Origin of the sequence: Paenibacillus amylolyticus, assembly GCF_051136285.1 — a bacterium.
GTDB classification, from domain to species: Bacteria; Bacillota; Bacilli; order Paenibacillales; family Paenibacillaceae; genus Paenibacillus; species Paenibacillus amylolyticus_F.
The window spans coordinates 5,070,448-5,093,694 of record NZ_CP194938.1 but is presented as its reverse complement, the minus strand read 5'-3'; the positions used below and the strand labels follow the sequence as shown (position 1 = coordinate 5,093,694).

23 protein-coding genes are annotated in these 23,247 nt (G+C 46.1%); 11 read left to right on the top strand and 12 right to left on the bottom strand.

Annotation, left to right across the window (positions count from 1 at the left end):
- The first annotated feature begins 216 nt into the window (after nt 1–216).
- A complete protein-coding gene (locus ACR8BL_RS22190) occupies nt 217–3,039 on the top strand; it encodes an endo-beta-N-acetylglucosaminidase (RefSeq protein ID WP_434749553.1) in 2,823 nt (940 codons plus the stop codon).
- A gap of 160 nt (nt 3,040–3,199) precedes the next feature.
- On the opposite strand, the gene ACR8BL_RS22185 is transcribed toward ACR8BL_RS22190, so the two are convergent.
- From ACR8BL_RS22185 to ACR8BL_RS22175, 3 genes are read right to left on the bottom strand one after another with little or no spacing between them, the layout of a single operon-like run.
- The gene (locus ACR8BL_RS22185) at nt 3,200–4,132 is read right to left on the bottom strand and encodes a X2-like carbohydrate binding domain-containing protein (RefSeq protein ID WP_434749552.1); all 933 of its coding nucleotides are present in this window, start codon (nt 4,130–4,132) and stop codon (nt 3,200–3,202) included.
- Nucleotides 4,065–4,223, bottom strand: coding sequence for a hypothetical protein (locus tag ACR8BL_RS22180; RefSeq protein WP_434749551.1), 159 nt, complete (start codon nt 4,221–4,223; stop codon nt 4,065–4,067). Before ACR8BL_RS22180 ends, ACR8BL_RS22185 begins: the two co-directional genes overlap by 68 nt.
- A 35-nt stretch (nt 4,224–4,258) precedes the next feature.
- Entirely contained in the window at nt 4,259–4,870 is a 612-nt protein-coding gene (locus ACR8BL_RS22175; RefSeq protein ID WP_434758271.1) for a hypothetical protein, read from the bottom strand.
- Between the two features lie 260 nt (nt 4,871–5,130).
- Here ACR8BL_RS22175 and ACR8BL_RS22170 point away from each other — a divergent pair, with 260 nt between their 5' ends.
- Nucleotides 5,131–6,087 carry an IS30 family transposase gene (locus ACR8BL_RS22170; RefSeq protein WP_221791739.1) on the top strand — a complete coding sequence of 319 codons (957 nt, stop codon included), beginning with the start codon at nt 5,131–5,133 and terminating at the stop codon, nt 6,085–6,087.
- 386 nt (nt 6,088–6,473) lie between these two features.
- On the opposite strand, the gene ACR8BL_RS22165 is transcribed toward ACR8BL_RS22170, so the two are convergent.
- Together ACR8BL_RS22165 and ACR8BL_RS22160 are read right to left on the bottom strand one after the other, a co-directional pair.
- Nucleotides 6,474–8,009, bottom strand: a complete 1,536-nt coding sequence (locus ACR8BL_RS22165; protein WP_434749549.1) for a helicase DnaB — start codon at nt 8,007–8,009, stop codon at nt 6,474–6,476.
- Nucleotides 8,010–8,393: 384 nt separating this feature from the next.
- Nucleotides 8,394–8,687, bottom strand: coding sequence for a YuiB family protein (locus tag ACR8BL_RS22160; RefSeq protein ID WP_123064681.1), 294 nt, complete (start codon nt 8,685–8,687; stop codon nt 8,394–8,396).
- A gap of 227 nt (nt 8,688–8,914) precedes the next feature.
- Between ACR8BL_RS22160 and hemQ the strand changes: the two genes are divergently transcribed.
- Both hemQ and ACR8BL_RS22150 read left to right on the top strand, forming a co-directional pair.
- The gene (hemQ, locus tag ACR8BL_RS22155; protein ID WP_434749548.1) at nt 8,915–9,661 is read left to right on the top strand and encodes a hydrogen peroxide-dependent heme synthase; all 747 of its coding nucleotides are present in this window, start codon (nt 8,915–8,917) and stop codon (nt 9,659–9,661) included.
- A 12-nt stretch (nt 9,662–9,673) separates the two neighbouring features.
- A complete protein-coding gene (locus ACR8BL_RS22150) occupies nt 9,674–9,805 on the top strand; it encodes a hypothetical protein (protein ID WP_434749547.1) in 132 nt (43 codons plus the stop codon).
- 268 nt (nt 9,806–10,073) lie between these two features.
- Here the strand turns inward: ACR8BL_RS22150 and ACR8BL_RS22145 are convergent, their stop codons facing one another.
- Complete coding sequence (locus ACR8BL_RS22145; RefSeq protein WP_434749546.1) at nt 10,074–10,328, bottom strand: hypothetical protein; 255 nt, start codon at nt 10,326–10,328, stop codon at nt 10,074–10,076.
- Complete coding sequence (locus ACR8BL_RS22140) at nt 10,325–11,518, bottom strand: NAD(P)/FAD-dependent oxidoreductase (RefSeq protein WP_434749545.1); 1,194 nt, start codon at nt 11,516–11,518, stop codon at nt 10,325–10,327. The genes ACR8BL_RS22145 and ACR8BL_RS22140 overlap by 4 nt, the downstream gene beginning before the upstream one ends.
- A gap of 508 nt (nt 11,519–12,026) precedes the next feature.
- Between ACR8BL_RS22140 and ACR8BL_RS22135 the strand changes: the two genes are divergently transcribed.
- Nucleotides 12,027–13,028 (top strand): NAD(P)/FAD-dependent oxidoreductase, encoded by a 1,002-nt coding sequence (locus ACR8BL_RS22135; protein ID WP_434749544.1) that lies wholly within the window; start codon nt 12,027–12,029, stop codon nt 13,026–13,028.
- 76 nt (nt 13,029–13,104) lie between these two features.
- A complete protein-coding gene (locus ACR8BL_RS22130; RefSeq protein ID WP_434756438.1) occupies nt 13,105–13,356 on the top strand; it encodes a hypothetical protein in 252 nt (83 codons plus the stop codon).
- A 21-nt stretch (nt 13,357–13,377) separates the two neighbouring features.
- On the opposite strand, the gene ACR8BL_RS22125 is transcribed toward ACR8BL_RS22130, so the two are convergent.
- Both ACR8BL_RS22125 and ACR8BL_RS22120 read right to left on the bottom strand, forming a co-directional pair.
- The gene (locus tag ACR8BL_RS22125; RefSeq protein WP_434749543.1) at nt 13,378–13,521 is read right to left on the bottom strand and encodes a sporulation histidine kinase inhibitor Sda; all 144 of its coding nucleotides are present in this window, start codon (nt 13,519–13,521) and stop codon (nt 13,378–13,380) included.
- Nucleotides 13,522–13,877: 356 nt separating this feature from the next.
- On the bottom strand, nt 13,878–14,537 hold the full coding sequence (locus ACR8BL_RS22120; RefSeq protein WP_434756437.1) for a YheC/YheD family protein: 660 nt from the start codon (nt 14,535–14,537) through the stop codon (nt 13,878–13,880).
- 265 nt (nt 14,538–14,802) lie between these two features.
- On the opposite strand from ACR8BL_RS22120, the gene ACR8BL_RS22115 reads away from it, so the two are divergent.
- Both ACR8BL_RS22115 and ACR8BL_RS22110 read left to right on the top strand, forming a co-directional pair.
- Nucleotides 14,803–15,027, top strand: a complete 225-nt coding sequence (locus ACR8BL_RS22115) for a hypothetical protein (RefSeq protein WP_434749541.1) — start codon at nt 14,803–14,805, stop codon at nt 15,025–15,027.
- A gap of 25 nt (nt 15,028–15,052) precedes the next feature.
- Nucleotides 15,053–16,582, top strand: a complete 1,530-nt coding sequence (locus ACR8BL_RS22110; RefSeq protein ID WP_434749540.1) for a Ppx/GppA phosphatase family protein — start codon at nt 15,053–15,055, stop codon at nt 16,580–16,582.
- Here ACR8BL_RS22110 and ppk1 read toward each other — a convergent pair.
- Entirely contained in the window at nt 16,542–18,623 is a 2,082-nt protein-coding gene (gene ppk1 / locus ACR8BL_RS22105) for a polyphosphate kinase 1 (protein ID WP_434758270.1), read from the bottom strand. The genes ACR8BL_RS22110 and ppk1 overlap by 41 nt on opposite strands.
- Before the next feature lie 248 nt (nt 18,624–18,871).
- On the opposite strand from ppk1, the gene ACR8BL_RS22100 reads away from it, so the two are divergent.
- The 3 genes from ACR8BL_RS22100 (at nt 18,872) to ACR8BL_RS22090 (ending at nt 20,955) form a co-directional block, all read left to right on the top strand.
- The gene (locus ACR8BL_RS22100) at nt 18,872–19,099 is read left to right on the top strand and encodes a hypothetical protein (protein ID WP_434749539.1); all 228 of its coding nucleotides are present in this window, start codon (nt 18,872–18,874) and stop codon (nt 19,097–19,099) included.
- 369 nt (nt 19,100–19,468) lie between these two features.
- Nucleotides 19,469–20,512, top strand: a complete 1,044-nt coding sequence (locus ACR8BL_RS22095) for a glycoside hydrolase family 53 protein (RefSeq protein ID WP_434749538.1) — start codon at nt 19,469–19,471, stop codon at nt 20,510–20,512.
- 236 nt (nt 20,513–20,748) lie between these two features.
- Nucleotides 20,749–20,955 (top strand): hypothetical protein, encoded by a 207-nt coding sequence (locus ACR8BL_RS22090; protein ID WP_434756436.1) that lies wholly within the window; start codon nt 20,749–20,751, stop codon nt 20,953–20,955.
- A 745-nt stretch (nt 20,956–21,700) separates the two neighbouring features.
- Here the strand turns inward: ACR8BL_RS22090 and ACR8BL_RS22085 are convergent.
- Together ACR8BL_RS22085 and rarD are read right to left on the bottom strand one after the other, a co-directional pair.
- Nucleotides 21,701–22,063 carry a hypothetical protein gene (locus tag ACR8BL_RS22085; protein WP_434749537.1) on the bottom strand — a complete coding sequence of 121 codons (363 nt, stop codon included), beginning with the start codon at nt 22,061–22,063 and terminating at the stop codon, nt 21,701–21,703.
- Nucleotides 22,064–22,358: 295 nt separating this feature from the next.
- Nucleotides 22,359–23,237 carry an EamA family transporter RarD gene (gene rarD / locus ACR8BL_RS22080; RefSeq protein WP_434749536.1) on the bottom strand — a complete coding sequence of 293 codons (879 nt, stop codon included), beginning with the start codon at nt 23,235–23,237 and terminating at the stop codon, nt 22,359–22,361.
- Nucleotides 23,238–23,247: the final 10 nt, after the last annotated feature.

Below are 23,247 nucleotides of genomic sequence, written 5' to 3'. Positions count from 1 at the left end.
CTCTCCGTTATCGTGTAAATGATTAGTTCAATTTATATTGAATTATATCACCAGGCTTCTGACATTAACTTGTCACCTGCAATTTTTCTTTAGTTTGTACTCGCGATTCTTTAATTTCACCCTATTTAAAAACGCTTTCATCCACTATCGTTAACCATAAGTTTAGCTTTGTGTAAAAGAATACCAACCATTCATTCCACTTGAAGGAGGAACAGCATGACACGCAAACTCAAACCAAAAGGCATCATTCCTAAGGTCACTGCCATGATCCTGACTACGGCACTGCTTGGACAAGTTGTTGCATCATCCGTTTATGCAGGAGACACACTCCCCTACACCGGTGAAAGTGCTAAAGGAGTAAATCAGCCCTATCAACACGGGTACACCTCAGCCCAGATTCTGAACTGGACACCGGAAAGTGATATCCATGGCGATTTACTTCGTGCCCATGTTCCCTTGCAGCCCCGTAATGAAGCGTTCGCTGCCACACAGGCATATCCTGAGCTCAGCCCGGACACCCAACTGTTCACAATGAGTGGTGATTACGGCAATGCATTCTTTGATAGCACACCTTATACCAATGAATTCAGCCAGTATCTGTTTAATTATTGGCAATATACAGACTACTACAGCTATTGGCACGGCATGGCCTCTGCGGGAGTACCTGAGGAGCTGTATGACCCGAGTAAAGAGTGGACGGAGAAATACTTTGAGTTTGGTATCTTGAACATTCCGAATCCGGCCTACACCAATGCAGCCCACAAAAATGGCGTCAAGTCGATTGCCAACATCTTTTTCTCGGACAATGACCGTGGACCACAGACTTACAAACAAATGCTGATTCAGGATGAAAACGGTCATTTCCCTGTGGCCGAGAAACTGGCCGAGATGGCAGAATACTATAACTACGATGGATATTTCTTCAATCAGGAAGAAGTTGCCCGGGGTGTAGCCCCTGAGGATATCGCTTCCTACAAGAAATTCATGAAATATCTAAGAGATAAAGGCCTGTACGTTCAGTGGTATGATTCCACCATCAATACAACAGGTAAAATTCAATACCAGAACCAATTCAATGGGCTTAATAGCCCCTTTGTACAAGATTCTGTTCTCGGCAGAGTCTCGGATTCCATCTTCCTGAATTATGTATGGAACCACAAGATGCTCCGCGATTCCCGTGATCATGCTCTTAGCCTGGGATTGGATCCACTGGAAACCGTATTTGCTGGTGTCGAAGGTGGACATGACAAATTCGGCCGCTGGAAGCAGTCCTACGACCTGCGTCATAACTTGGATGAGAACGGTCAGCCTATGAATAGTATCGCGACACTCGGTGCTGACTTCACCCACAACGCCTTGGATGAAGAGATGGGCGATGGCAGTACCAATCATCGAGCTGAGGATGAGTACCAGTGGATGACCTTTGTACGTGATCGCGCCTGGTGGTCTGGTCCAAATCAAGACCCGACAGATGCACGTCGTAATGCGTCTGCCAATCTGTCGGATGTGTATGCTTCCGGCGCAAACTGGGATGGAATCGCTGCATATCTTACCGAGCGATCCGTCATCAACGGCTCTAATTTTGCAACAAACTTCAATACGGGTCATGGTCTAAAATATTATGAAGACGGCGCCGTCTCAAACGACAAGGAATGGTCCAATATCAACATTCAGGATATCCCTGTCACTTGGCAATGGTGGATGGATAGTAAAGGTGACAAGCTCAATGTTGATTTTGACTATGGCCCATCTTACGAGAAAGGCGCAAGGTACAACTATGATTCTATTGGCGCATTCAATGGCGGCAGCTCTCTCGTGGTGAACGGTACACTGAACGCGGACAACTTCCTGCGCCTGTACAAAACCGACCTGTCCGTCAACGGACAATCCAAACTGGAGCTGACGTATAACAAACCGTCCACTAGCGACGCTTCTTCCCTGCATGTTGGGTTGATCTTCGAAGATGATCCATCCAACGTGGTCAACGTAAATGTGCCTAATGCAGGCCAGCATACAGAAGGCTGGAAGACAGCTACACTGGATTTAAGTGCCTATCAAGGAAAGACCATTGCCGCTATGGGATTATCTTTTGACCCGAACGGCAAAACGATTGAGAATTACCAGATGAATATTGGCGAGATCCGCATTTCCGACGGTTCAGCGACTGTACCGGATGCACCGACCGGATTCCATATTGCCAAAGCACTGACCAACACCGATGAACTGGTTGTCGCATGGGACATGAAAGACTATTCAGAGGTCAAACAATACAATTTATATGAAAATGGCGCCTATGTAGGCGGCGTGTATGATTCTACTTTTTATATCAAATCGCTAAAACAGCCGTCTGGTGAACTGTCTATACGCGCTGTTGGTGCAGCCGGTACCGAAAGTGAAGCAACCGTCCTGCCATACGATCTGAATGCATCTGTTCAGAATATGGATGTGAAATTCAAAAAGAATGGCGATGCTATCGTAAGCTGGAAAAACCCGAAAAAGGCAAAAGAATCAGGCATAGACACAGATAAGAATACGGATAAGGACAAGGATAAAAATAAAGACAAAGGTAAAGGCAACGAGTCAATTCAGCTCACACTTGAAACCGAATACACGAAAGAACCCTTCACCAAGTCACTTCAGGTCAAAAAAGGAAAACAATCTGCCGTCCTGACCGGACTTCCGACCAATGGTGAACATTACGTGCTGAACATCGCCATTGGCGGGCAGAACCCGGTAACCCATACCGGACAGCTCGCAGATCTTCAGATTACACCATACGCCAAGGAAAAGGTCACTGTAAAAGATGGAAAGTACACATTAGCCCTCCCGGATCTGGAAGACTGGTACAAGATCTATGTATATGAAAATGGGTTGGCACGCGAGTTCGGAGTCACTTACGTTTCGCAGAAATTCCCGTATATCATTCGGGGTAGAACAAAGCTCAGTGAACTGACATTCACGCCAGCGTCCAGCAACAGCTCATTGAAGCTGATTATTGAAGATTATGCGGGCAATCAGGCCACTACGATTCTGAGATAATTATATCATTAGAAAAATGTACAGCCCTTCACTTCCAAAAAGGAAGTTGAAGGGCTGTAGTGTTACATAAGCTTTTGAATCTAATATGTTTCCGTTCCGGCCGGTTACAATACCTGCCAACAACGTATCGGATACACCAGCTTTTGCCCAAATGGAAACTTTATTCGCATCCACGAATTGGCCGAGCAATGTCGCAGCATCTTGCCCCTGTCATGTTCTGGTTAGGCTTGAAAGTTCCTTCTTCAAAGCCGTTTACAACCATCCTCGATCCCATGTCATTCACCGCTTCTTTAGCCCAATGATTTGCGGCATCGTTGAACACAAGCGGATGCCACACGATAGAGTACGTGCTATTTGTCAGACTGTTGATCTTGGCAAAATACGTGTCGTCCGTTCTTACAACTTTCGTCGGCACGTGACGTACCGTACCATCCGGCTCCACGAACACACCTGTCGTTATCTTGTTAGGATCGATGCCATCCGGGATCGCAATCGTCCGCTCTACATATGCATTGAATTTACTTATTTCCACAGTTTTGTCGCCATAAGAGGCGTAAACAGCGAAGTCCATTGCGGGAACAACGAGTTCAAAGTTACCGCTGGAAGCAGCCCTCTCAACAACCTGAACGGTTTGTGGTGTTGAAGGTAGTGTTGATGGTGATGGTGATGGTGTCGGATTTGACGGTATCGGGGTTGATGCCGTCGTGTCGCGCACCGTAAGCATCAATGTCTGAGCTGTTCCTGCGCTGAAATTCAACGTCAGTGTCGTTAAGCCAACAGGCTGTGTAGCCAAATACTCTTTCTTTATCGTCACCGTGGGCCCACTGACTGTGTAATCAGTGCCCGCGCTCAGCAGTGTCGCACCGTTCGCGATGCTGATTAGCATGTTGCCATTTAAGCTTATCGTCGTCTCAACATCCCGGTAGGACCCAGCTGCTGTGTTCATTGTGTTTTTATCGAACGTCGCCGTCGCTGGGCTAATCGGGCCGGGTAGTGATGCCGAGTTTACCGTCAGCACTGCGACGTTACTCGTTACATTCCCCGCCGTATTGGCCACCTTTACCGTATAGCTGCCCGCATCCACTGCTTGCATTGGTAACGGTGAGCGTAGACGATGTTGCCCCAGTGATGTCGGTGCTATTCTTCTTCCACTGGTAGCTCAGCGGCGCGTCTCCACTTGCCATTACGGTGAACGTGGCCGTCTGAGTCTGACCTTCCGTTACCGTCTGATCGCTCGGAATACTGTAGCGATAAGATTTGCCCCACTAACCACATCTTTTATTTTATTTCCGCTATTATCATATAACGTAGCCTGATACCCCGAGTCCGTTTTACTTGTTAGTAAAACTCTATTGTTATTGTTTGCGATAACAGGATAATATTTTTCATAGATGCTTATACGATCCTGAAATAACACCTTACGAACCAGACTTTTATTTGCGTCGTAAAACTGCAATTCATAATCGTATAAGCCGGGCGTATCGCTATGAAAAGTAATAGCCACCCCACCGTTGGAAAGAAGGGCAGCGCCGGTTGGATAAGTCATGTAGGTTGATGTCGCAAACGATGAGCTACTCCCCACATTACCGTTCATATCGACAACCATATATTTATACTCACTGCCCGAATTAGAGTTATCCAAATCCTCAATATATGGAATGACTGTATCCCCTGTCGATGTAGCGAAAGGGAAAACTTTATAAGATCGATTCGAGCCAAAATCAAACAGTTTTTTGTCAAATTCGACAGTTCCGTCTGCCTTAACAACTTTGTACCAAATTTCTTTGCCACTATTAGAGTAATACATGAGACCAATTTTTCCGTTAGGCAATCCGACCGTCGAATCGATATAACTTCCTATCGGATCGTTGATAACACGAATAGATACATTCGAACTCGCATACGCCTGATTTGGAACGAAGTTATAGAGAGTAATACTAAAGGTAAGGCATACGATAGAGAATATTTTAAATACAAGACGGATTGTAATATGAAGTGCGACACCTACTGGAAATAAATAAAAAATGGCCCATGGCCGGATTCGTGTAGAATGAAGGTTCCTACACCACATTCACACAAGGAGAATCCACCATGAGCTACACACATCTTAGCATAATTGAGCGCAGCAAGCTAGAAATCCTCCATCGGCAGGGGAGAAGTACCCGAGCGATTGCCAAAGAACTTGGCAGACATCATTCCACCATTAGCCGGGAACTCCGCCGAAATACAGTAGAACACCCCTACGCCGTGGAGAACGCTCAAGAGGGCTATGTCCAGCGCCGTAAGGCCTCCGTTTCCGCAGGGAAGTGGAATTCAGAACTGGCGAGTCGCATTGAAGATAAGCTCCACGCAACCTGGTCTCCAGAGCAGATCGTAGAGCGATTGCGTCAGGAGGGTCAATCCATGGTATGTTTTAAAACGATCTATCGTTGGCTTTATACCGGCCGTCTGGTGAAAGGTGTGCTTGCCATCCTCAGACACAAAGGGAAACGGCAGAAGCCAGCAGAGACACGCGGCAAGTTTGCTGTGGGCAAGCCCATCTCTCAACGTCCGAAAGAGGTTCGTCACCGGGAGACCTTCGGCCATTGGGAACTGGATACGGTGGTTTCAGGTCGTGGGAAAAGCAAGGGCTGCGTAGCCACGTTCATCGAACGAAAGACCCGCTTGTATACCGCGATTCGTATGCCTGATCGTACTGCGTTGTCCATGGAGATTGCCTTTGGAGTAGCGGCTTCGCAGTATCCTGCCCGAGCGTTTCAAACCGCTACCGCGGACCGTGGCAAGGAATTCGCCTGTTACACCAGCCTGGAAGCCGTTCATGGCGTGCAGGTATATTTTGCAGATCCCTATTCCTCCTGGCAACGCGGCTCGAATGAAAATGCCAATGGCCTCCTGCGAGAGTTTTTTCCCAAAGGGACCGATTTTGCCCAAATCACGGATGAGGCTCTAGAAAACGCTCTGGACTTGATCAATCACAGACCACGTAAATGCCTGAGCTGGAGAACCGCTCACGAATCCTTTTCAGAGGAACTGTCGCACTTGGCTTGACAATCCGTCACAAATAAAAAACGATTTGGTTTGTTATACAATGTAATACTCCTCCTAAAGTTATGATTCTACAATGAGTCCTCTTACATTGATTAACTCTATGTTCCCCCTTTGGGATTGAGTATAGCGGGGTCCACTGAACCGATCTGAACATTGTAAGAGCTTTTCGAACTTCTTGTGATTCATAACGGAGCTAGTGACTGCATAATCCTGATCGTGACGAAACGAAAAGAAAAGACAGCCTGCTACGAAGCCAGGCTGTCTTTTTTAAGACCTATTATGAATGAATAAGAGCTCGGGAAAGCAAAACAACGGAGAATTAATTATTTATCGCCAAACGTATGAGTGAAAAAATTTATCATTTTATTAGTCAATTCGCAGAACTTTTAAGAAGTTCCTTTTTGCTTGCTCGCCTGCATCTGCTGGGCAAATCGCATCATCTCTTCGAACTCCTCCTCGGATACGGCGTCTCCATCGGTGCTTATGTCTTGTACAATCGGAATTTCGGGTTTGGCTTTGGCTCCTTTGCCGTATGTACGGGTACGGGTTCCAGCTGCTCCTGCAGCCTGCTTGCCTTTTACCTTCGCCTGATCACGGATGTATTGTACAGCTTTCTCGTAAGAGTCCACCTGCTTGAGCAACATGTTAGAAGCGATCGCCTCTACGAAATTACGGTTAATCCGCTGCTCTCCACCGGATACAAGCAGTGCCATCAGATAATGGATCAATACGTTGATTACTTCACCAGGCAGCTTGTAACTCAGGTCAATTTTTTCGAAAATATCTACCAGGTTATCCGGCACAGCGCCAGGGAAAAATGTCTGAAGCAAACGTGTATAAGGCTCATTACGCAGCATCATATTATATTGATGAATATCACACTTGGTTGAGAACTGCGGCGGTACCTCGACATAGTACTCCATCTGTACAACATGCTCGACTGGTGGCTCACTGGAGTCTGTATATGACTGCGGCTCCTCCATATGCTGCCGAAGAGCAACCACCTTGGCGGCTTGTACCGTCTGCTGCTCCTGACGTTTCTTCGTCTGTCTGAATTGCATGCTTGCCTTATGCTGCAGATCATCCAGTAACAGTTGCCCTTGCGGGCTGAACACATCATCCTCATCCAGCAAGCGGCATACATCTTGCACACTAAGGTTAAACTTGTTCACCACATAATTGACGATTCCGAGCTGCTCATGATCAAAACGCAGCTGTTCTACATACCGACGGTTCACGGACTCACGCGGGAATCGTAAAATAATATCAGCATAATTCAGCTTGTTCTCTTCAGCAGCATCATTGGTGCCTGTTCGCTGCGCCGAGGAGGACACTTCGGATAAGGCCTGCTCCAGTTCATAATCAATGACACGTGTATTGAGCTCAAATATATCGTAAAAGGGTACTGAAATATTTTCTTTATTCGCTGCCACATAAGGTGTGTCCCCATTTTCAACAGCCGAAAAACCGGCTCGCAAGGATAACACAGCAAACTTGCCAATCTTGTCTCGAAGCAGCAATGTCAAATGTTGTGTGCGGAAAAACTCTGCCGGAGAGAGTGGCGGCTGCAGCTCATACTCATAGATGTAATCATCATTTTCCGGAGTGTAGAGCCTTGAGGTTTGAAGTAGCCCTACCGCTTCCAGCTTGGACGCCTGTTCGACCAAATATTTGCGTCCCTTCTCACTGGGTTCCAGCCCCAATGTCATAAACAACCGCCGCTGCTGCTCAAGCGGGGAATAACCGACCTGTTCTCCGGGAAGATGCTGAAATAACAGCCGATACAAGCCAACCGCAAAAGCACCTACCATAGGCTGGTAAGCTCCTGTGAGCATGCGGTCGTCCAGGGCGCTTAATCCAAACTCCCTGTATACGCAGTAGCGATGATGTTCCGTAAAATGATGCAAATTCTTCATGCGCATAGCCTGATCTCCTTCTTCCCAAACGTTGTTTTTCTATTCTATCATAAATGTCCGATCCTCAAATGCTCAAAAACAGGTAAAAAACGAACCCGTTCTCACTGCATTTCGTCCTAGGTCGACATCGTTCACGTTTTCGCAAAATTGGGCGAATTTTCAAGTGAGTCGCTCCAAAGAGTCGCTAGAATACTATAAAAGCTGCAGTGCGAGATTACAAGCAAAATCGTTTAAATTCATTCATCTTATACATATGATAAGAAGCAAACAAACATTCCCCTGTACCGTTCATCACAGCAAAAAAAGCCTTCTCTTTGCACGCGTAAGCGTTTGCGTCAAAGACAAGACCTTTTCAAACTCAGTGCTGCAGTTGCCTTCACTTTCCAGCCATCAGAACATACGATATCCGCCCAGTCGCAGCTTCTGAATCGTCCAGCCACTAATGATCGCACCCGCCAGACCTGCAACCCCGGTCATATAATCGACCAGTTGAAAGGACCCCAGATGTGACATGAGCGTAGATGAATGATCCCATAAAGAATATACCACCACAGGCAATATAACGATGACGAACAAATAGGAAGGAAACCAGGTAGTCTTCATAAGCATATTCAATATGAAACCGATACCAAACATCATAACAAAAAATAATACCATTAATACGAGCACCGGTATAAACTGCATCGGCTGACGTTCACCTCTTCTTTCACACTTTCGGTTTTCTCTTCTGGATAGTAGTAAGTTTACCGCAAAAAATGTGACGAAGCAACGAACTTTATGGACAAATCTGCCGATTTTCACGAGAAGATCATTTGCCCTTCTGCTTCATGTTGGGATACAATATAACGATAAAGCACTAAACTGTCCCTTACCGGGATTTGGAAATATAACCTGTAGGAGGAACAAAATCCATGAACGAAGCCACATCAACCTTGGAGGGCTGGTATGCCCTTCATGATTTTCGCTCGATGAACTGGACCGCCTGGAAAGCAGCCGATGATGAAGAGCGTGCTGTTGCCCTGGACGAGCTTCAGGAGTTTTGGAACGAATGGAAAAACGTCGAGGAGACTTCCCAAGGCAGTACTGTTGTTTATACAGTTGTAGGTCAGAAGGCAGACTTTATGATGATGCATCTGCGTGAGACGCTGGAAGACTTAAAGGCAGTAGAGAACGCTTTCAACAAAACCACGTTTTCCAAATACACAACCAAAGCGTATTCATATGTCAGTGTGGTCGAACTCAGTAACTACCTGGGCAAAGAAGGCGAAGATCCGATGCAAAACCCGGAGATTGTTGCCCGTCTCAAACCGGTGCTGCCTCAGCGGCAATATGTCTGCTTCTACCCGATGAACAAAAAGCGGGAGCTGAACGACAACTGGTACATGCTGTCTATGGACGAGCGCCGCACCATGATGCGCAGTCATAGCATGATCGGCCGCAGCTATGCGGGTAAAGTCAAACAGATCATTACCGGCTCGGTTGGATTTGATGATTGGGAATGGGGTGTTACCCTGTTCGCAGATGATGCAATTCAATTCAAAAAGCTGGTGTATGAGATGCGCTTTGATGAAGTGAGTGCACGCTACGGTGAATTTGGCTCGTTCTACGTAGGAAGTCTGCTGAGTGAAAGCTCACTGGAAGAGATGCTGAAGCTGTAATTTGTTTCATACATGCAAGGATCATCGTCCAGCTTGTCTTATATGGAGACAGGCTGGACGATTCTTTTTAATTTCCAGACAGCAAAAAAGCACCGCGGAGATATCCTTAAAGGATTGACCCGCAGTGCTTTTTTTAATTTTTAAGTATTACCTCACTTCAAGCATGATTTAGATTTATTTAAGTTGAACTAATTGATTACACAAAAACGGAGAGGACAGAAGTAAACTGGAAAAGCGAAGCTAAAAGCTTTCTGAAAGAAAGCTACATCGGAAGCATCTGCTGTCGCCTTTATCACCAAATTTTCCCCTTTAACAAAAGGGAATCAAAAAATTCGGGGATAACAGCGATTGAAAGATTATTCTGTCATTGAAGTGTATAAGTGTAAACTCTTTTTACAACCTAACTGAAGTCTTAATCCTGTTCCTCTTCATCAACCGCTTTCAGAGATTCAAGAAACTCGGCAGTTGCACGGTCACGGTCACGGCTCTTTTCCTTAAGTCGTTCAATTGCCGGCAGTATAAGAATGTCTACTTCTTTTTGAACGATGTAGGCCAAGTCATATTGATCCTGTTCCTCAAGATAACCGCCGACCTGCATCAGGCTATTGTAGCGATCCAGTTCCTCACGGGTTAACAGACCGCGAACCTGTACACTGCAATGTCTCATCCGAAAAACCGCCCTTTCCTCAAAACCAGCGGAATGCCTCCAATAATGAACAAATACCGCAGATCAACCAGCTTTTTCAACTGTGCTGCCTTCCAGCCTTTGTATTTCTTGCTGCCGACCACAGCAATCGCTTCTCCCTTACCCAATGAGGCCACTGTGCCTTTGCTCGTGAATTCAAAAGGCTGAGGCTGCTTGTTGCGAATAGCTGCGACAATGTTCTTCGCACAATTTACACCCTGCTGCATCGCAATCTGAGCCGTCGGCGGGTAAGGTCTGCCTTCCTCGTTAAATACAAGGGAGTTGTCTCCGATGACATACACATGCTCATGCCCGGGAGCACGCAAATATTCATCCACCTTCACGCGGCCACGCATCACTTCAAGACCAGCCTGCTCAAGTAAAGAATTACCTCGAATTCCGCCCGTCCATACAACCGTAGCCGCATCAATTTTCTCACCTTCACCGACAATTACACCATCAGGAAGACATTGCTTGATCGGAACACCGATTTTAAATGTAACTCCTTTTTTCTTTAACACATTCATCGCATGATCCACGAGTTCCGGATCAAACCCCGGCAATGCCGAAGGCGCGGCTTCAACGTTATAGATGTGTACATGTTTCGGGTCCACGTCAAATTCCTTGCACAGTTGCGGAATACGGTCTGCAAGTTCCGCGACAAATTCCACTCCACTGAAACCAGCCCCGCCTACAACGAAGCGAATACGGTTTCGTTTATTATCGTTTTTGTACATCGCGAATTGATATTCGATATGTTCTCGAATCAACCTTACGGAGTTAATACTACGAATTGTCATCGCATGGTCAAGCATACCGGGTATACCAAAAGTTTCTGGCTCCCCGCCCAGTCCAATAATCAAGTAATCGTAAGACAACGTACCGTCCTCCAGAATGACTTTACGATCCTGAAGACGGATCTCCTTCACCGATGATTTCACCAGGTCAATCTTGAACTCATCGATCAGTTTCGAAATTGAAACTCTCGCGTGTTCTATTTTATCCGTGCCAGCTGCCGGCATATGTAGATGAGTTGTAATATAATGATAATCATGCCGGTTCACCAATGTGACATCGGCTTCGTTATAGTTCAGTTCCTTCTGCAGCCGCTGGGCTGTCAGAATCCCGCCATATCCCGCTCCGAGAATGACGATTTTGGGAATGCTGCTCATATCTGTACTCCTTCCGGTTTTGCTCGTATCCTTCCCTTTAACAGGTGGAATGCAAAATGCTCTTACTTACAAGTATTGCTCAGGTCTTATCCATTATGACGACAAATGTAAACTTCATGAATGGTTTTGAACTTCTATACGCATATCATCGATTTAAGTTGTGAAATTAACCACAAGATTACACAAAACGCGAGGGGTGTCTCGACTTGACGCCATCACTCTAATTTTGACAAAAAAACACATAGTACAGGTCAAGGATATCTGGATTTCTCGCAAAGATCAAGGTTTTTTTTGTTATTTTTCATAACCTTTCATTTCCAATTTCATCCTATTCTCACCAGATCTTCATCAATTATTCTCAGTTTAGTGACCCAGCTAACTTTGCAACCCAGATTACACCGTTTATAATAGGAAAGACAGTTTACACCCACATGCAGATTATGTGACGTAATTTGCAATAATAAGTACTGGTCTCTACCTATTAAAATAAGAAAGGTGTTGTTGATTTTTGACTGCACAGACATCCGGTCATGAAATGACCGATTTGCTTATTATCGGCGGCGGTCCTGCGGGCCTGTTCGCTGCATTTTATGGAGGTATGCGTCAGGCATCCGTTACGCTGGTAGAAAGTATGCCTCAGCTTGGCGGACAGCTAGCTGCCCTATATCCAGAGAAATACATCTATGATGTAGCCGGCTTCCCAAAAGTCACTGCTCAGGAACTGGTTAATAACCTGATCGAGCAGATGAACCACTTTAACCCGAACATCCGTCTGGAAGAAAAAGTGGTATCGGTGGAGAAAATAGAAGAACAGCACTTCATCGTAAAGACAGATGAGAATGAATATCATGCCAAAGCCGTTATTATTACAGCTGGTGTCGGTGCCTTTGAACCTCGACGCCTTGAACTGGAAGGTGCAGCAAAGTTTGAGAAAACCAATCTGCATTACTTCATCAGTGATTTAAACGCTTTTGCAGGTAAAAAAGTTTTGATCAGCGGCGGCGGAGACTCTGCTGTAGACTGGGCACTTATGCTTGAGCCAATTGCTGAGCAAGTTACTTTGATTCACCGCCGGGACAAGTTCCGTGCACATGAGCACAGTGTGGAAAACCTGATGAATTCCAAAGTCAACGTGGTCACACCAACCGAAATTACGGGACTTCACGGAGATGACACGATTACGAAGGTTACTCTCGCGCATGTTAAAACGAAAGAAACACAAGAAATAGAAGTCGATGATGTCATTGTTAACTTTGGTTTTGTCTCATCCCTTGGTCCGATTGCCGAATGGGGTATCGAAATTGATAGCAATTCCATCGTTGTGGACTCCCGCATGGAAACGTCCATACCTGGCATCTTTGCTGCTGGTGATATCACCACATATCCAGGCAAGCTGAAACTGATTGCTGTTGGCTTTGGTGAAGCTCCAACGGCAGTGAATAATGCAAAAGTATACTTCGATCCGGATGCCAAATTGTCTCCTGGACATAGTAGTAATATGAAACGCTAATTCAAAGAAATCACATATTATGGTACAAAAAAGGGTATCTTACTCCTGAGCAATCTCATAATCAGGAGGGATACCCTTGTCTTATATATGCCCGCTGTGTAACGGTCTGGTTGTTCCGGAGCAGGCTTGTCCCCACTGCCTCCAGGGACTGTCAGAATGCGGCAAATTGGACGACTATACCGGACCATACAGCCCCTACGAACTTCAGGTTTCCCCTGACATGGCAGACGAAACTGAGAACGTTTGCAATCACTTGATGCATTGTCACCATTGTCAGACAAGCATGCTGCTGCCAGTCTCTTTATGGGACATGTCCGGAAACCTGTAATATTGCCTGCAATGAGGATCTCTAGTGAAGTATGGCAGATACGTTGGTACCCAGTTTGCGCTTATGGATTTCTGCCAATAGCAGCGCGATGAAATCTCGTTCGAGATCCAGTTCGATCGCTTTATGGTAGGAATCCAACAACATCTCATCGGATAACATAGCCATTTCCCGCCACAACCTTTCCTTTATTTTCCTCAAAACTATCATATCAGAGATTATCAAAGAGAACAAGCGTTCTTGTTATCCACAACAACATGTGGAAATCCTGTGCATAGTTTGTTGATAATTGGAAAAAACATAGATTATATACAGTGGATAATGTGGACATTATTTATACACAGGACGGATAGAATCTCTTTAAAAACCAAAATTCAAAAGAAAATTTCAAGCTATTTTCATATTTTCCGGCGATACTCGGAATGTATTACCCTGATGTGAAAATTTTCAAACGTTTTTCATATGATATCTCTTGTATATACTATCGGTTTTTCATAAGGTTTCTTTAGTCTTTCCAGCGATTTTCATTGAGGTCTGGTATTCACTTCCAAAATCCATATTCTGCCGGAGTGATCCAAACCATAATCAAATCCTAACTGACCTATGCCTGGAAACTGCGTTTCCATAATATGTGTACAAGTCAGCGTCAATGAACGCATCTCCTGCCTTTTATGCCGATTAGCGATATGAGGCAGCGATAAGGCAAGTGCTCTTTTGCCAGACAGCATCGTTCCTCCCTTACACAGATTCGTTACACATAGACCTGGACGAGCAAGTCTTCCGACCAAAGAGCGAAATACCCAGCCCTGCGCAGTCTTGACCACCTTGACTCTATAATCTACAGGTCTTCCATGAATAGTCGCAAGATGAATCCCTTGTTGAATCAGATATCTTCGTCTGGCCTTCACCCGCACAAGGGAATGATACATCTGTTTAAAGCTGGCGAATGAACGGCTAACCTTCATATGTGTGTATCTGTAGGCTCCGCCGTTTCTGGATACCCGGATCACGCCATACCCGCCACCGCCTACCACCGGTTTAATAAATACCATTCCATAACGCTGCAGCATGTGCAGCAGATTACCTGAACTAAACGCCATGGTCTGCGGAATATGGGCAGCAGCCACCGGATATTTTATTAACGCAGCTGTCTTCCGCCATTTGCTTGCTAATTGTCTCGACATGGGTTGATCTCCTCTCTGAAACAATGCTCCTTCCTTATACATACTCAACCCTGGGATCGTATTCTTGGATGATTGTCCAAGGCAAAGGCCCCTTTTCCGTGGAACCTGTCCTGCTTATTAAATGGCAATTCGGGACAATGCCCACTTTACTTTTCAAACGGTTCAATCTGTCGTATGCTACTAAAGAATGATTTGTATTGGCTAAAAATGAGGACCTAAGGAGCGTTCAAAAGACATGGAAGTATTTTTCAAATCACTTTATGGCGTGGCCTATTTCGCAATGTCCATTGTACTGGTCGCGGTGACGGTACTTCTCTTCGTAATCGGTATTCGTCTGTTTATCAAAAAACGCAATCGTGGCTTTGCCGTAAGTTGTATTTTATTTGCCTGTTTCATCGTCTTTATCATTGTCGTTATGTTGACTACGCCCTTCTCTGCCACGCCTCCAGGCTCACCGGAAGCCATGGCTGCCCTGTTGCATTACGGGTAACTGATCTTTGTAGAAGGAGATGCTTATGACACAAAATAATAAAACACTTGGAATTGTTGATATTGGCTCTAACTCCATTCGTCTGGTGATCTATGAGGTGAATGAAAAAGGAGCTTACCGCATTATTCATGAAGACAAATATGCTGCCAGACTAAGCGGGGTTGTCGAACCGGATGGCAGCATTCAAAGGCAGTCTTTAACAACTGCGATGACTATTTTGCGGCAATTCAAAGCCACCTGTGAAGCTTATCAAACGGAAATGATTCGAGCAGCCGCAACAGCAGCTATCCGCAATGCAACCAACGCTGCGCAGATTATTGCATGGTTAGAAAATGAGACTGGGCTTACTATTGAATGTGTTTCGGGAGATCGAGAGGCTTATTACGGATTTTTGGGCGTGATTCAGTCCATTGATCTGAAGGACGGTTTTGTCGTGGATATCGGGGGAGGCAGTACGGAAATCACCGTATTCCGCAATCGCCAAAGATTGCACAGCGTGTCCCTGCCGATCGGTGCCGTGAATTCCCATGCCCGTTATGGAGGCGAGGATCAATGGATCGAAGCCAATGAAGACGCACTTTGCAATGAGGTCATTCAAGCCCTACAGGGATCGGACTGGATTCGGGAACATCCCGGTTTGCCGTTGATCGGTCTGGGCGGTACGATGCGTACACTTGCAAAAGTAGAACAAAAACGGACACAATACTCTCTGCCGGTGTCACATCATTATGAGATTGGACAGGAAGCGATGGAAAATATCGCACATTCCTTGCCCTATCTTACTTCGGCCCAGCGCAAAAAGGTGCCGGGTCTCGCCAAGGATCGGGCTGACATTATCGTACCTGGCGTACTGATCCTGCGCACCATCTTCCGCATCATCCAAGGAGATCGTTATGTGGTGAGCGGAGCAGGACTTCGTGATGGTCTCTTGAGAGACTATCTCGCATCTGGTCAGCCTGCCGCACCGGATGCACTGAAGGACAGTATCCGCAATTTCCTTCATTATGGTCCGCCGATCCCCGAGAAACGTCTGAACCGGATTCATCACGATACGGTTCACTTGTACACCGCCTTGCAGGAGGCCGCACCTGATGAGTCTGATGAACGAATTCTGTACGCCTCCTCCATGCTTCACATGGCTGGTAAACAAATTAACTATTTTAGGTACACGCAGCACTCGGCATACTGGATTATGAATGCAAGCATCTACGGTCTTTCTCACAGGGAAACGCTCCTTAGTGCCATTGCAGCTGACTATCATCCGAAAAAAAGAACACCCCAACTGCTGCAGAAGCATGAGGATATTCTAAAAGATTCGGATGCACAGCATGCTCACCGTATTGGCTCGTTGCTACGTGCAGCCGAAGCGATCAACCGTGCTGAGAGCATCGCCGCCATTCACGCAGTCAAAGAAAAAGACTCGCTGCAGGTCACATTGACCTGTACAGACGAGCCTTTACTGGAACTGAACAGTCTGGAAGATGCCGTTAAAGATTTGCAGGAAGCCTGGGGAGTTACGATAAAACACTCCACTCAGCAGGCTTCCAAGGGATAATCCCCATCGCCTCCGTCTGACTTCTCAGCGGGGGCTTTTCATTTTTCACAAAAATATAATTCCCGTTTGGCATAAGTTCTCTGGCCTTCACATTGTCATTCAGCGACAGATTCAGGATATCCACCAGCATCTTTTTCAATGAAGGATCAAATACAGGACACATGAGCTCAATGCGCCGGTTCAAGTTACGCGACATCCAGTCTGCACTGGAAATGAAAACATCCGGGTTACCGTCATTTTCAAAGTAAAACAACCGGGAATGTTCAAGGAAACGGTCTACAATGCTAATCACACGAATGTTCTCGCTCAGTCCTTCTACACCTGGACGTAAGCAGCATACGCCGCGGATAATCAGATCAATCTGCACCCCTGCCTGCGAAGCTACATATAATTGATCGATCATTTCCTGATGAGATAAAGAGTTGATCTTGGCAATGATACGGGAACGTTTGCCTTTTAATGCATGCTCTGTTTCTCGTCGAATCAGTGTGAATAACTCGTCCTTCATGCCATCTGGAGCAACACGGAATGCTTGCAATGCTTTCGGACCAGAATAACCGGTAATTTCGTTAAACAGTTCGGATGCATCCTCCCCGATGATCGGGTTAGAGGTAAACAGACCCACATCCGTATACACTTTGGCTGTGCTCTCGTTATAGTTGCCCGTACCCACGTGTACGTATCGGCGCAGCCCTTGCTGCTCCCGACGTACAACAAGGATTATCTTTGCATGTGTTTTCAGACCGACCAGACCATAAACGACGTGACAGCCTGCTTTTTCCAGCTTACGGGCCCAGGCTATATTCCGTTCTTCATCGAATCTAGCTTTTAGCTCCACAACGACGGTAACCTGCTTGCCGCTCTCTGCGGCAAGTGCCAGCGCTGGGATTAGGCGTGAATCACCATTCACCCGATAAAGCGTCATTTTGATCGCCAGAACCTGTGGATCTTCTGAAGCTTCCAGAATAAAATCGGTTACCGGTTCAAACGATTCATACGGGTGATGAACCAGCACATCCTGTCTGCGCAGCAGTTCAAAATGACTCTCCCTTGGCAGGAACTCCAGCGGATATACAGGTTGTACCGGACTGTATTTCAGATGAGAGAAACCTTCAAGGCTATCCACAAATCCAGCCAGGAAGCTGAGATCCAGCGGTCCGTCGATTTCAAAGATCGGGTCCTGAATTTCAAACTCATCTTGCAGTTCCTGCAGGGCATCACTACGAAAATCCTTGCACACTTCCAGCCTGACAGGGGCTCCGCGACGTCTGCGGCGCAGCTCTTTTTCAATGGCCTCCAGCAAATCTTCTGCTTCCTCTTCATTAATGGAGAGATCTGCATTACGAGTCACTCTGAACTCCTGCACAGCCAGCGATACATATCCGCTGAACAGGGTATGAACATGCTGTTTAATCAGATCTTCAATTAGAATGAATGATTTTTTTTTGCTATTGGCCCGCAGGGGAACTTTCACAATACGAGGAAGATTGGAAGGTACCTGCACAATCGCCATAAATGGCTCGCCATCCTGCTCATCTTCTTTTTGCAGCATAATTGACAGATAAACAGACTTGTTGTGCACCAGTGGAAACGGCCGGCTTTGGTCGATGGCCATTGGCGTAAGCACCGGAAAAATAATGTCATGATAATATTGATCCATGGCCCGTTGCTGTGTCACATTAAGGTCCATATACTCCTGTATGTTCACACCCTTCTTGGAGAGAAGGCGAATGAGCTCATGATACGTTTTATATTGCTCCGCGACCATGGTCCCGGTTCGTTTAATTAGTCTGCGGTACAGCCCCGAAGGAGTATAACCTGTGAAATCCTTTTGCGTGAATCCAGCCTTAATTTTCTCCTTGGTCTCTGCGAGTCTGACACTGACAAACTCATCCAGATTGCTGGCAACGATGCTAAGGAACCTCATCCGCTCCAGCATAGGCGTTGTGGACTCCTGAGCCTCCTGAAGCACACGCCGATTAAATTCAACCCAACTCAAATCACGATTAACATAATTGCCTGTCTTAATATCCTTATGCATGTATGGCCTCCGAATGTGATGCATGTCAATTCTTATTGGAACTCTACATATAATTGTACTATTCGTAATCGACTTCAAGCGTCATCGGAATGTTAACGCAGTGTTAAATTTATGTAAATGATAACTCATGACCGTAACTTTTTCCATCCCTTTACAAAGAACAATAGACAAGGTAAAGTGAACTACAGTGTGATTTGGATCGGCTATTGTTATTATCCCACATTTATATCATTTTAAAGGAGTATCTCATGAAATCGAACAAACCTAGAACGTTACAGAAAAACATCGAGTTTTTCACTGCTGCCCTATCCCAATGTGTAGTTACCGCATGGCAGGAAGATCCTGCAGGTGTATATTGCGAAGTCGGCCACGGCATTGTCGAACAGATCAGTGATGACAGTGTGCGGATACGTAATGAGGACGGCACGAAGAGCCATTATGCACGGGAAACGACGATGTTTCAAACTGAAAAATAATTTTGCGTAAATATGAAAAAAAAGACTAGCTTTCCAAAACAGAGTGTTGTATACTCTTGCCACAAGGAAAGGAGGTGCGTCAACATTTCTAATGCTATGTTGAACGTGTCCCTTACCCAATCCACTACTTCCAAATAAATTGGATGGTAATGGAGGCGCGGGATACGGATCAATGTTTAAAAAAGCGCCATGGGTAGAAAAGCCGTCTTCGGACGGCTTTTTGTTTTGTCTTTTATACATCTATCGCGGGAAAACGAATTAGAGGTTAAGAAAACAACCAAAATATTGGAAATCGACCCTTTAGCAGCATGACTTCAGGAGGCTATAATGAGGATGCATCTCAACTTATAACCGAGGAGGCATGTTGTTATGTTTAGAAATGTAAGTGGTTTCAAAATTTTATTGGCGATTGTTTTGTTCTTTACTTCTGTCCTGCTGCCTGCTGGCCAGCACGCCAGCGCCGCACCCAGTTTTGCTAAAGGAGCCGATATCAGCTGGGTTCCCGGCATGGAAGCTCAAGGGTACAAATGGAAAGATAAAAACGGGGTACAACGCGACATCATTGATATTTTGAAAAAGGATTATCAGATTAACTCCGTCCGCATCCGGGTGTTCGTTAATCCTTCGAATGATTATGGTAACGGTTACATGAATAAGGATCGCGCCGCGGCTCTTGCACAACGTGCCAAAAATGCGGGCATGAGCGTCATGCTTACACTCCATTACAGCGATTCTTGGGCAGATCCGGGCAAACAAAATAAACCTGCCGCCTGGAGAAATTATTCCTTCCAACAGTTGATGGACGCTGTCTGGAACCATACTCGTGATGTGATGACAACGATGCAAAGCAAGGGCGTTACCCCGGACTGGGTACAAATCGGTAACGAAACGAACAACGGGATGTTATGGGAAGATGGCAAAGCTTCGGTCAGCATGAAAAATTATGCATGGCTCGTGAACACAGGTCATAATGCTGTAAAATCCATAAGCAGTGGTACCAAAACGATGGTTCACCTTGCAAACGGAGACGATAATGCTTTGTTTGTCTGGAACATCGGAGGACTGATCAATAACGGAGCTAACTTTGACATGATCGCGATGTCCCTCTATCCTTCCGCTTCTGGCTGGAACACAGCGGTGACGAAAACGGTCAACAATGCAAAGGATATGATCAACCGTTATGGCAAAGAAATTATGATCTCCGAAATTGGCATGGACAACAATCAGGCGGCGGCAGGTAAAAACTTTGTCGCGGCGATGAAAAATCAAATTCGCAATTTGCCAAGTGGCAAAGGAAAAGGTGTATTCTACTGGGAGCCTCAAGCAACGCCAGGTTATAATGCCGGTTATAGCAAAGGCGCTTGGCAATCAAATATGATGCCGACGGCTACCATGGAAGGGTTCATTGACTAAGCAGCGAGATTAGAAGCTTTTGTGGGGGAGGGAGCTGCGGGTGGACGTTACGGGGGCGAGTCGTTCTTTCGATCGCTGGTTGTCCTCGGATTTCTGTTTGAATTCCCCTCCATAGGGGGAAATCCGATGACAAACGCGAACGCTTCGCTTCTCCAGAATCGATCCCACTCCCTCCACTACGCGCTGCTCCTTAAGGAAGGGCTTCTAAAACGTGCCTAGTCTTTTCACGGGAGCAGATGAAAACATTGAGGGCAGGAGCTGCGGGTGGACGTTACGGGGGCGAGTCGTTCTTTCGATCGCTGGTTGTCCTCGGATTTCTGTTTGAATTCCCCTCCATAGGGGGAAATCCGATGACAGACGCGAACGCTTCGCTTCTCCAGAATCGATCCCGCCCCCTCCACTACGCGCTGCTCCTTAAGGAAGGGCTTCTAAAACGTGCCTAGTCTTTTCACGGGAGCAGATGAAAACATTGAGGGCAGGAGCTGCGGGTGGACGTTACGGGGACGGGGCGTTCTTTCGATCGCTGGTTGTCCTCGGATTTCTGTTTGAATTCCCCTCCATAGGGGGAAATCCGATGACAAACGCGAACGCTTCGCTTCTCCAGAATCGATCCCGCCCCCTCCACTACGCGCTGCTCCTCAAGGAAGGGCTTCTAAAACGTGCCTAGTCTTTTCACGGGAGCAGATGAAAACATTGAGGGCAGGAGCTGCGGGTGGACGTTACGGGGGCGAGTCGTTCTTTCGATCGCTGGTTGTCCTCGGATTTCTGTTTGAATTCCCCTCCATAGGGGGAAATCCGATGACAAACGCGAACGCTTCGCTTCTCCAGAATCGATCCCCCCCCTCCACTACGCGCTGCTCCTCAAGGAAGGGCTTCTAAAACGTGCCTAGTCTTTTCACGAAAACATTGAGGGCAGGAGCTGCGGGAGGACGTTACGGGGACGGGGCGTTCTTTCGATCGCTGGTTGTCCTCGGATTTCTGTTTGAATTCCTCTCCATAGGGGGAAATCCGATGACAAACGCGAACGCTTCGCTTCTCCAGAATCGATCCCGCCCCCTCCACTACGCGCTGCTCCTCAAAGAAGGGCTTCTAAAAGCATGGTTTGGCTTTCACAGAGGTAAAGGAAAACATCGACAAAAGGCGCTGTCCCTTAAGGGATGCGCCTTTTATCGTTGAAAAGCGTTGTTTTCAAAGAAGTCCACTCGACATGAACCCCCAAACTACCACAAGAGATGCAACAAGGCTGAGGAAAGCAATGATCACTTGAATACAGCTAAATGATATATTTTCAATCCAAATCATGTGCTTCCTCTGTACAACATACGAAAATATAAATGCAGGAAGGATGATCGGAAGATATTGGTGGAGATCCGCACCATCTGTACTCGGTAATATGATATTGAGATATTCCAATGTCGTTTCGTTCACGATTAACCAAGCATAAAGAACGCCTATAATTACCGAAAAAAGAAATGGAGAAGCGAAGCGAATTACACTTCTTTGCAAAACAAACCAACCACGCTTATCATGCAACAGATCATCTTTTACCATATTCTTCACCTCTCTAATTCATCGTTTCGCGATGAGTAGTTTTATCTTAAAATCCCCATAATTAATCGAGTTGGTAAGATCCAGTACCATCACCGTAGGAGGATACGAAGATTTCATGCACATATTTCACCATTTCTATGACTGGATGAGAAAAAGCTCTACACCTTCCTGAAATCTCCACTCTCATCATTAGATCATACGTTCCAAAAGTAGTAAATAAAAAACAGCCCTCCCCATCTCAACGATGGAAAAGGACCGGTTGCAGTGTGAAACTCATATACTTTCGTCATTACAATCACGTCGTCTTCGCCAGTTTAGTAGCACGCATGGATGCAACAGCATAGACGATAAGCGCTGTCCATATCAGAGCAAAACCACTCAGTAGCACGGGTGAAACGGATTCCTTAAACACAAATATGCTCAGGATCAGCATAATGGTTGGGCCGATGTATTGAACAAAGCCGAGTGTAGATAGCGTCATGCGGGCTGCTGCTCGAGCAAAGAATAACAGCGGTAACGCCGTCACAACACCGGAAAGCAGCAATTCGAAAAACATAGGCGCTGGCAGCGTCCAAGCTGTTGTTTTGCCAACTATGCCAAGATAAATCCAGTAACCTAATGCAACAGGCAGGACAATTGCTGTCTCTGACAGCAAACCTACTGATGCATCTTGCTTGATCTTTTTCTTCGCCAGACCATATAAACCAAAGGATACAGCTAGCGAAATGGATATCCATGGGAAACGTCCATAATCGATCGCAATAATCAGCACCGCAACCGCTGCTATAGCAATTGCGAGCCATTGTCCCCGGTTTGGTTTCTCATGAAGGAAAACAACGGCAAGCAACACGTTCAACAACGGGTTCAAGTAGTAGCCAAGACTAGTCTCCACAACATGGCCGTTGTTGACTGCCCAGATAAAGATCAGCCAATTGATCGCAATTAACAGTCCACTAGCTGTGAGTGACAGCAGTAGTGTACGGCTAGTCCAGATTCGTTTTACATCACTCCAGCGGCGCTGAATCGCTACTATAATTCCCATAAATACAAATGACCAAACCACCCGATGTGACAAAATTTCACCTGACGGCACGTCGGTAAACAGCTTCCAATATAGTGGGAGAATCCCCCACATGATATACGCAATAATGGCATTAACTAATCCGTTGTTCATGAAAACGTAC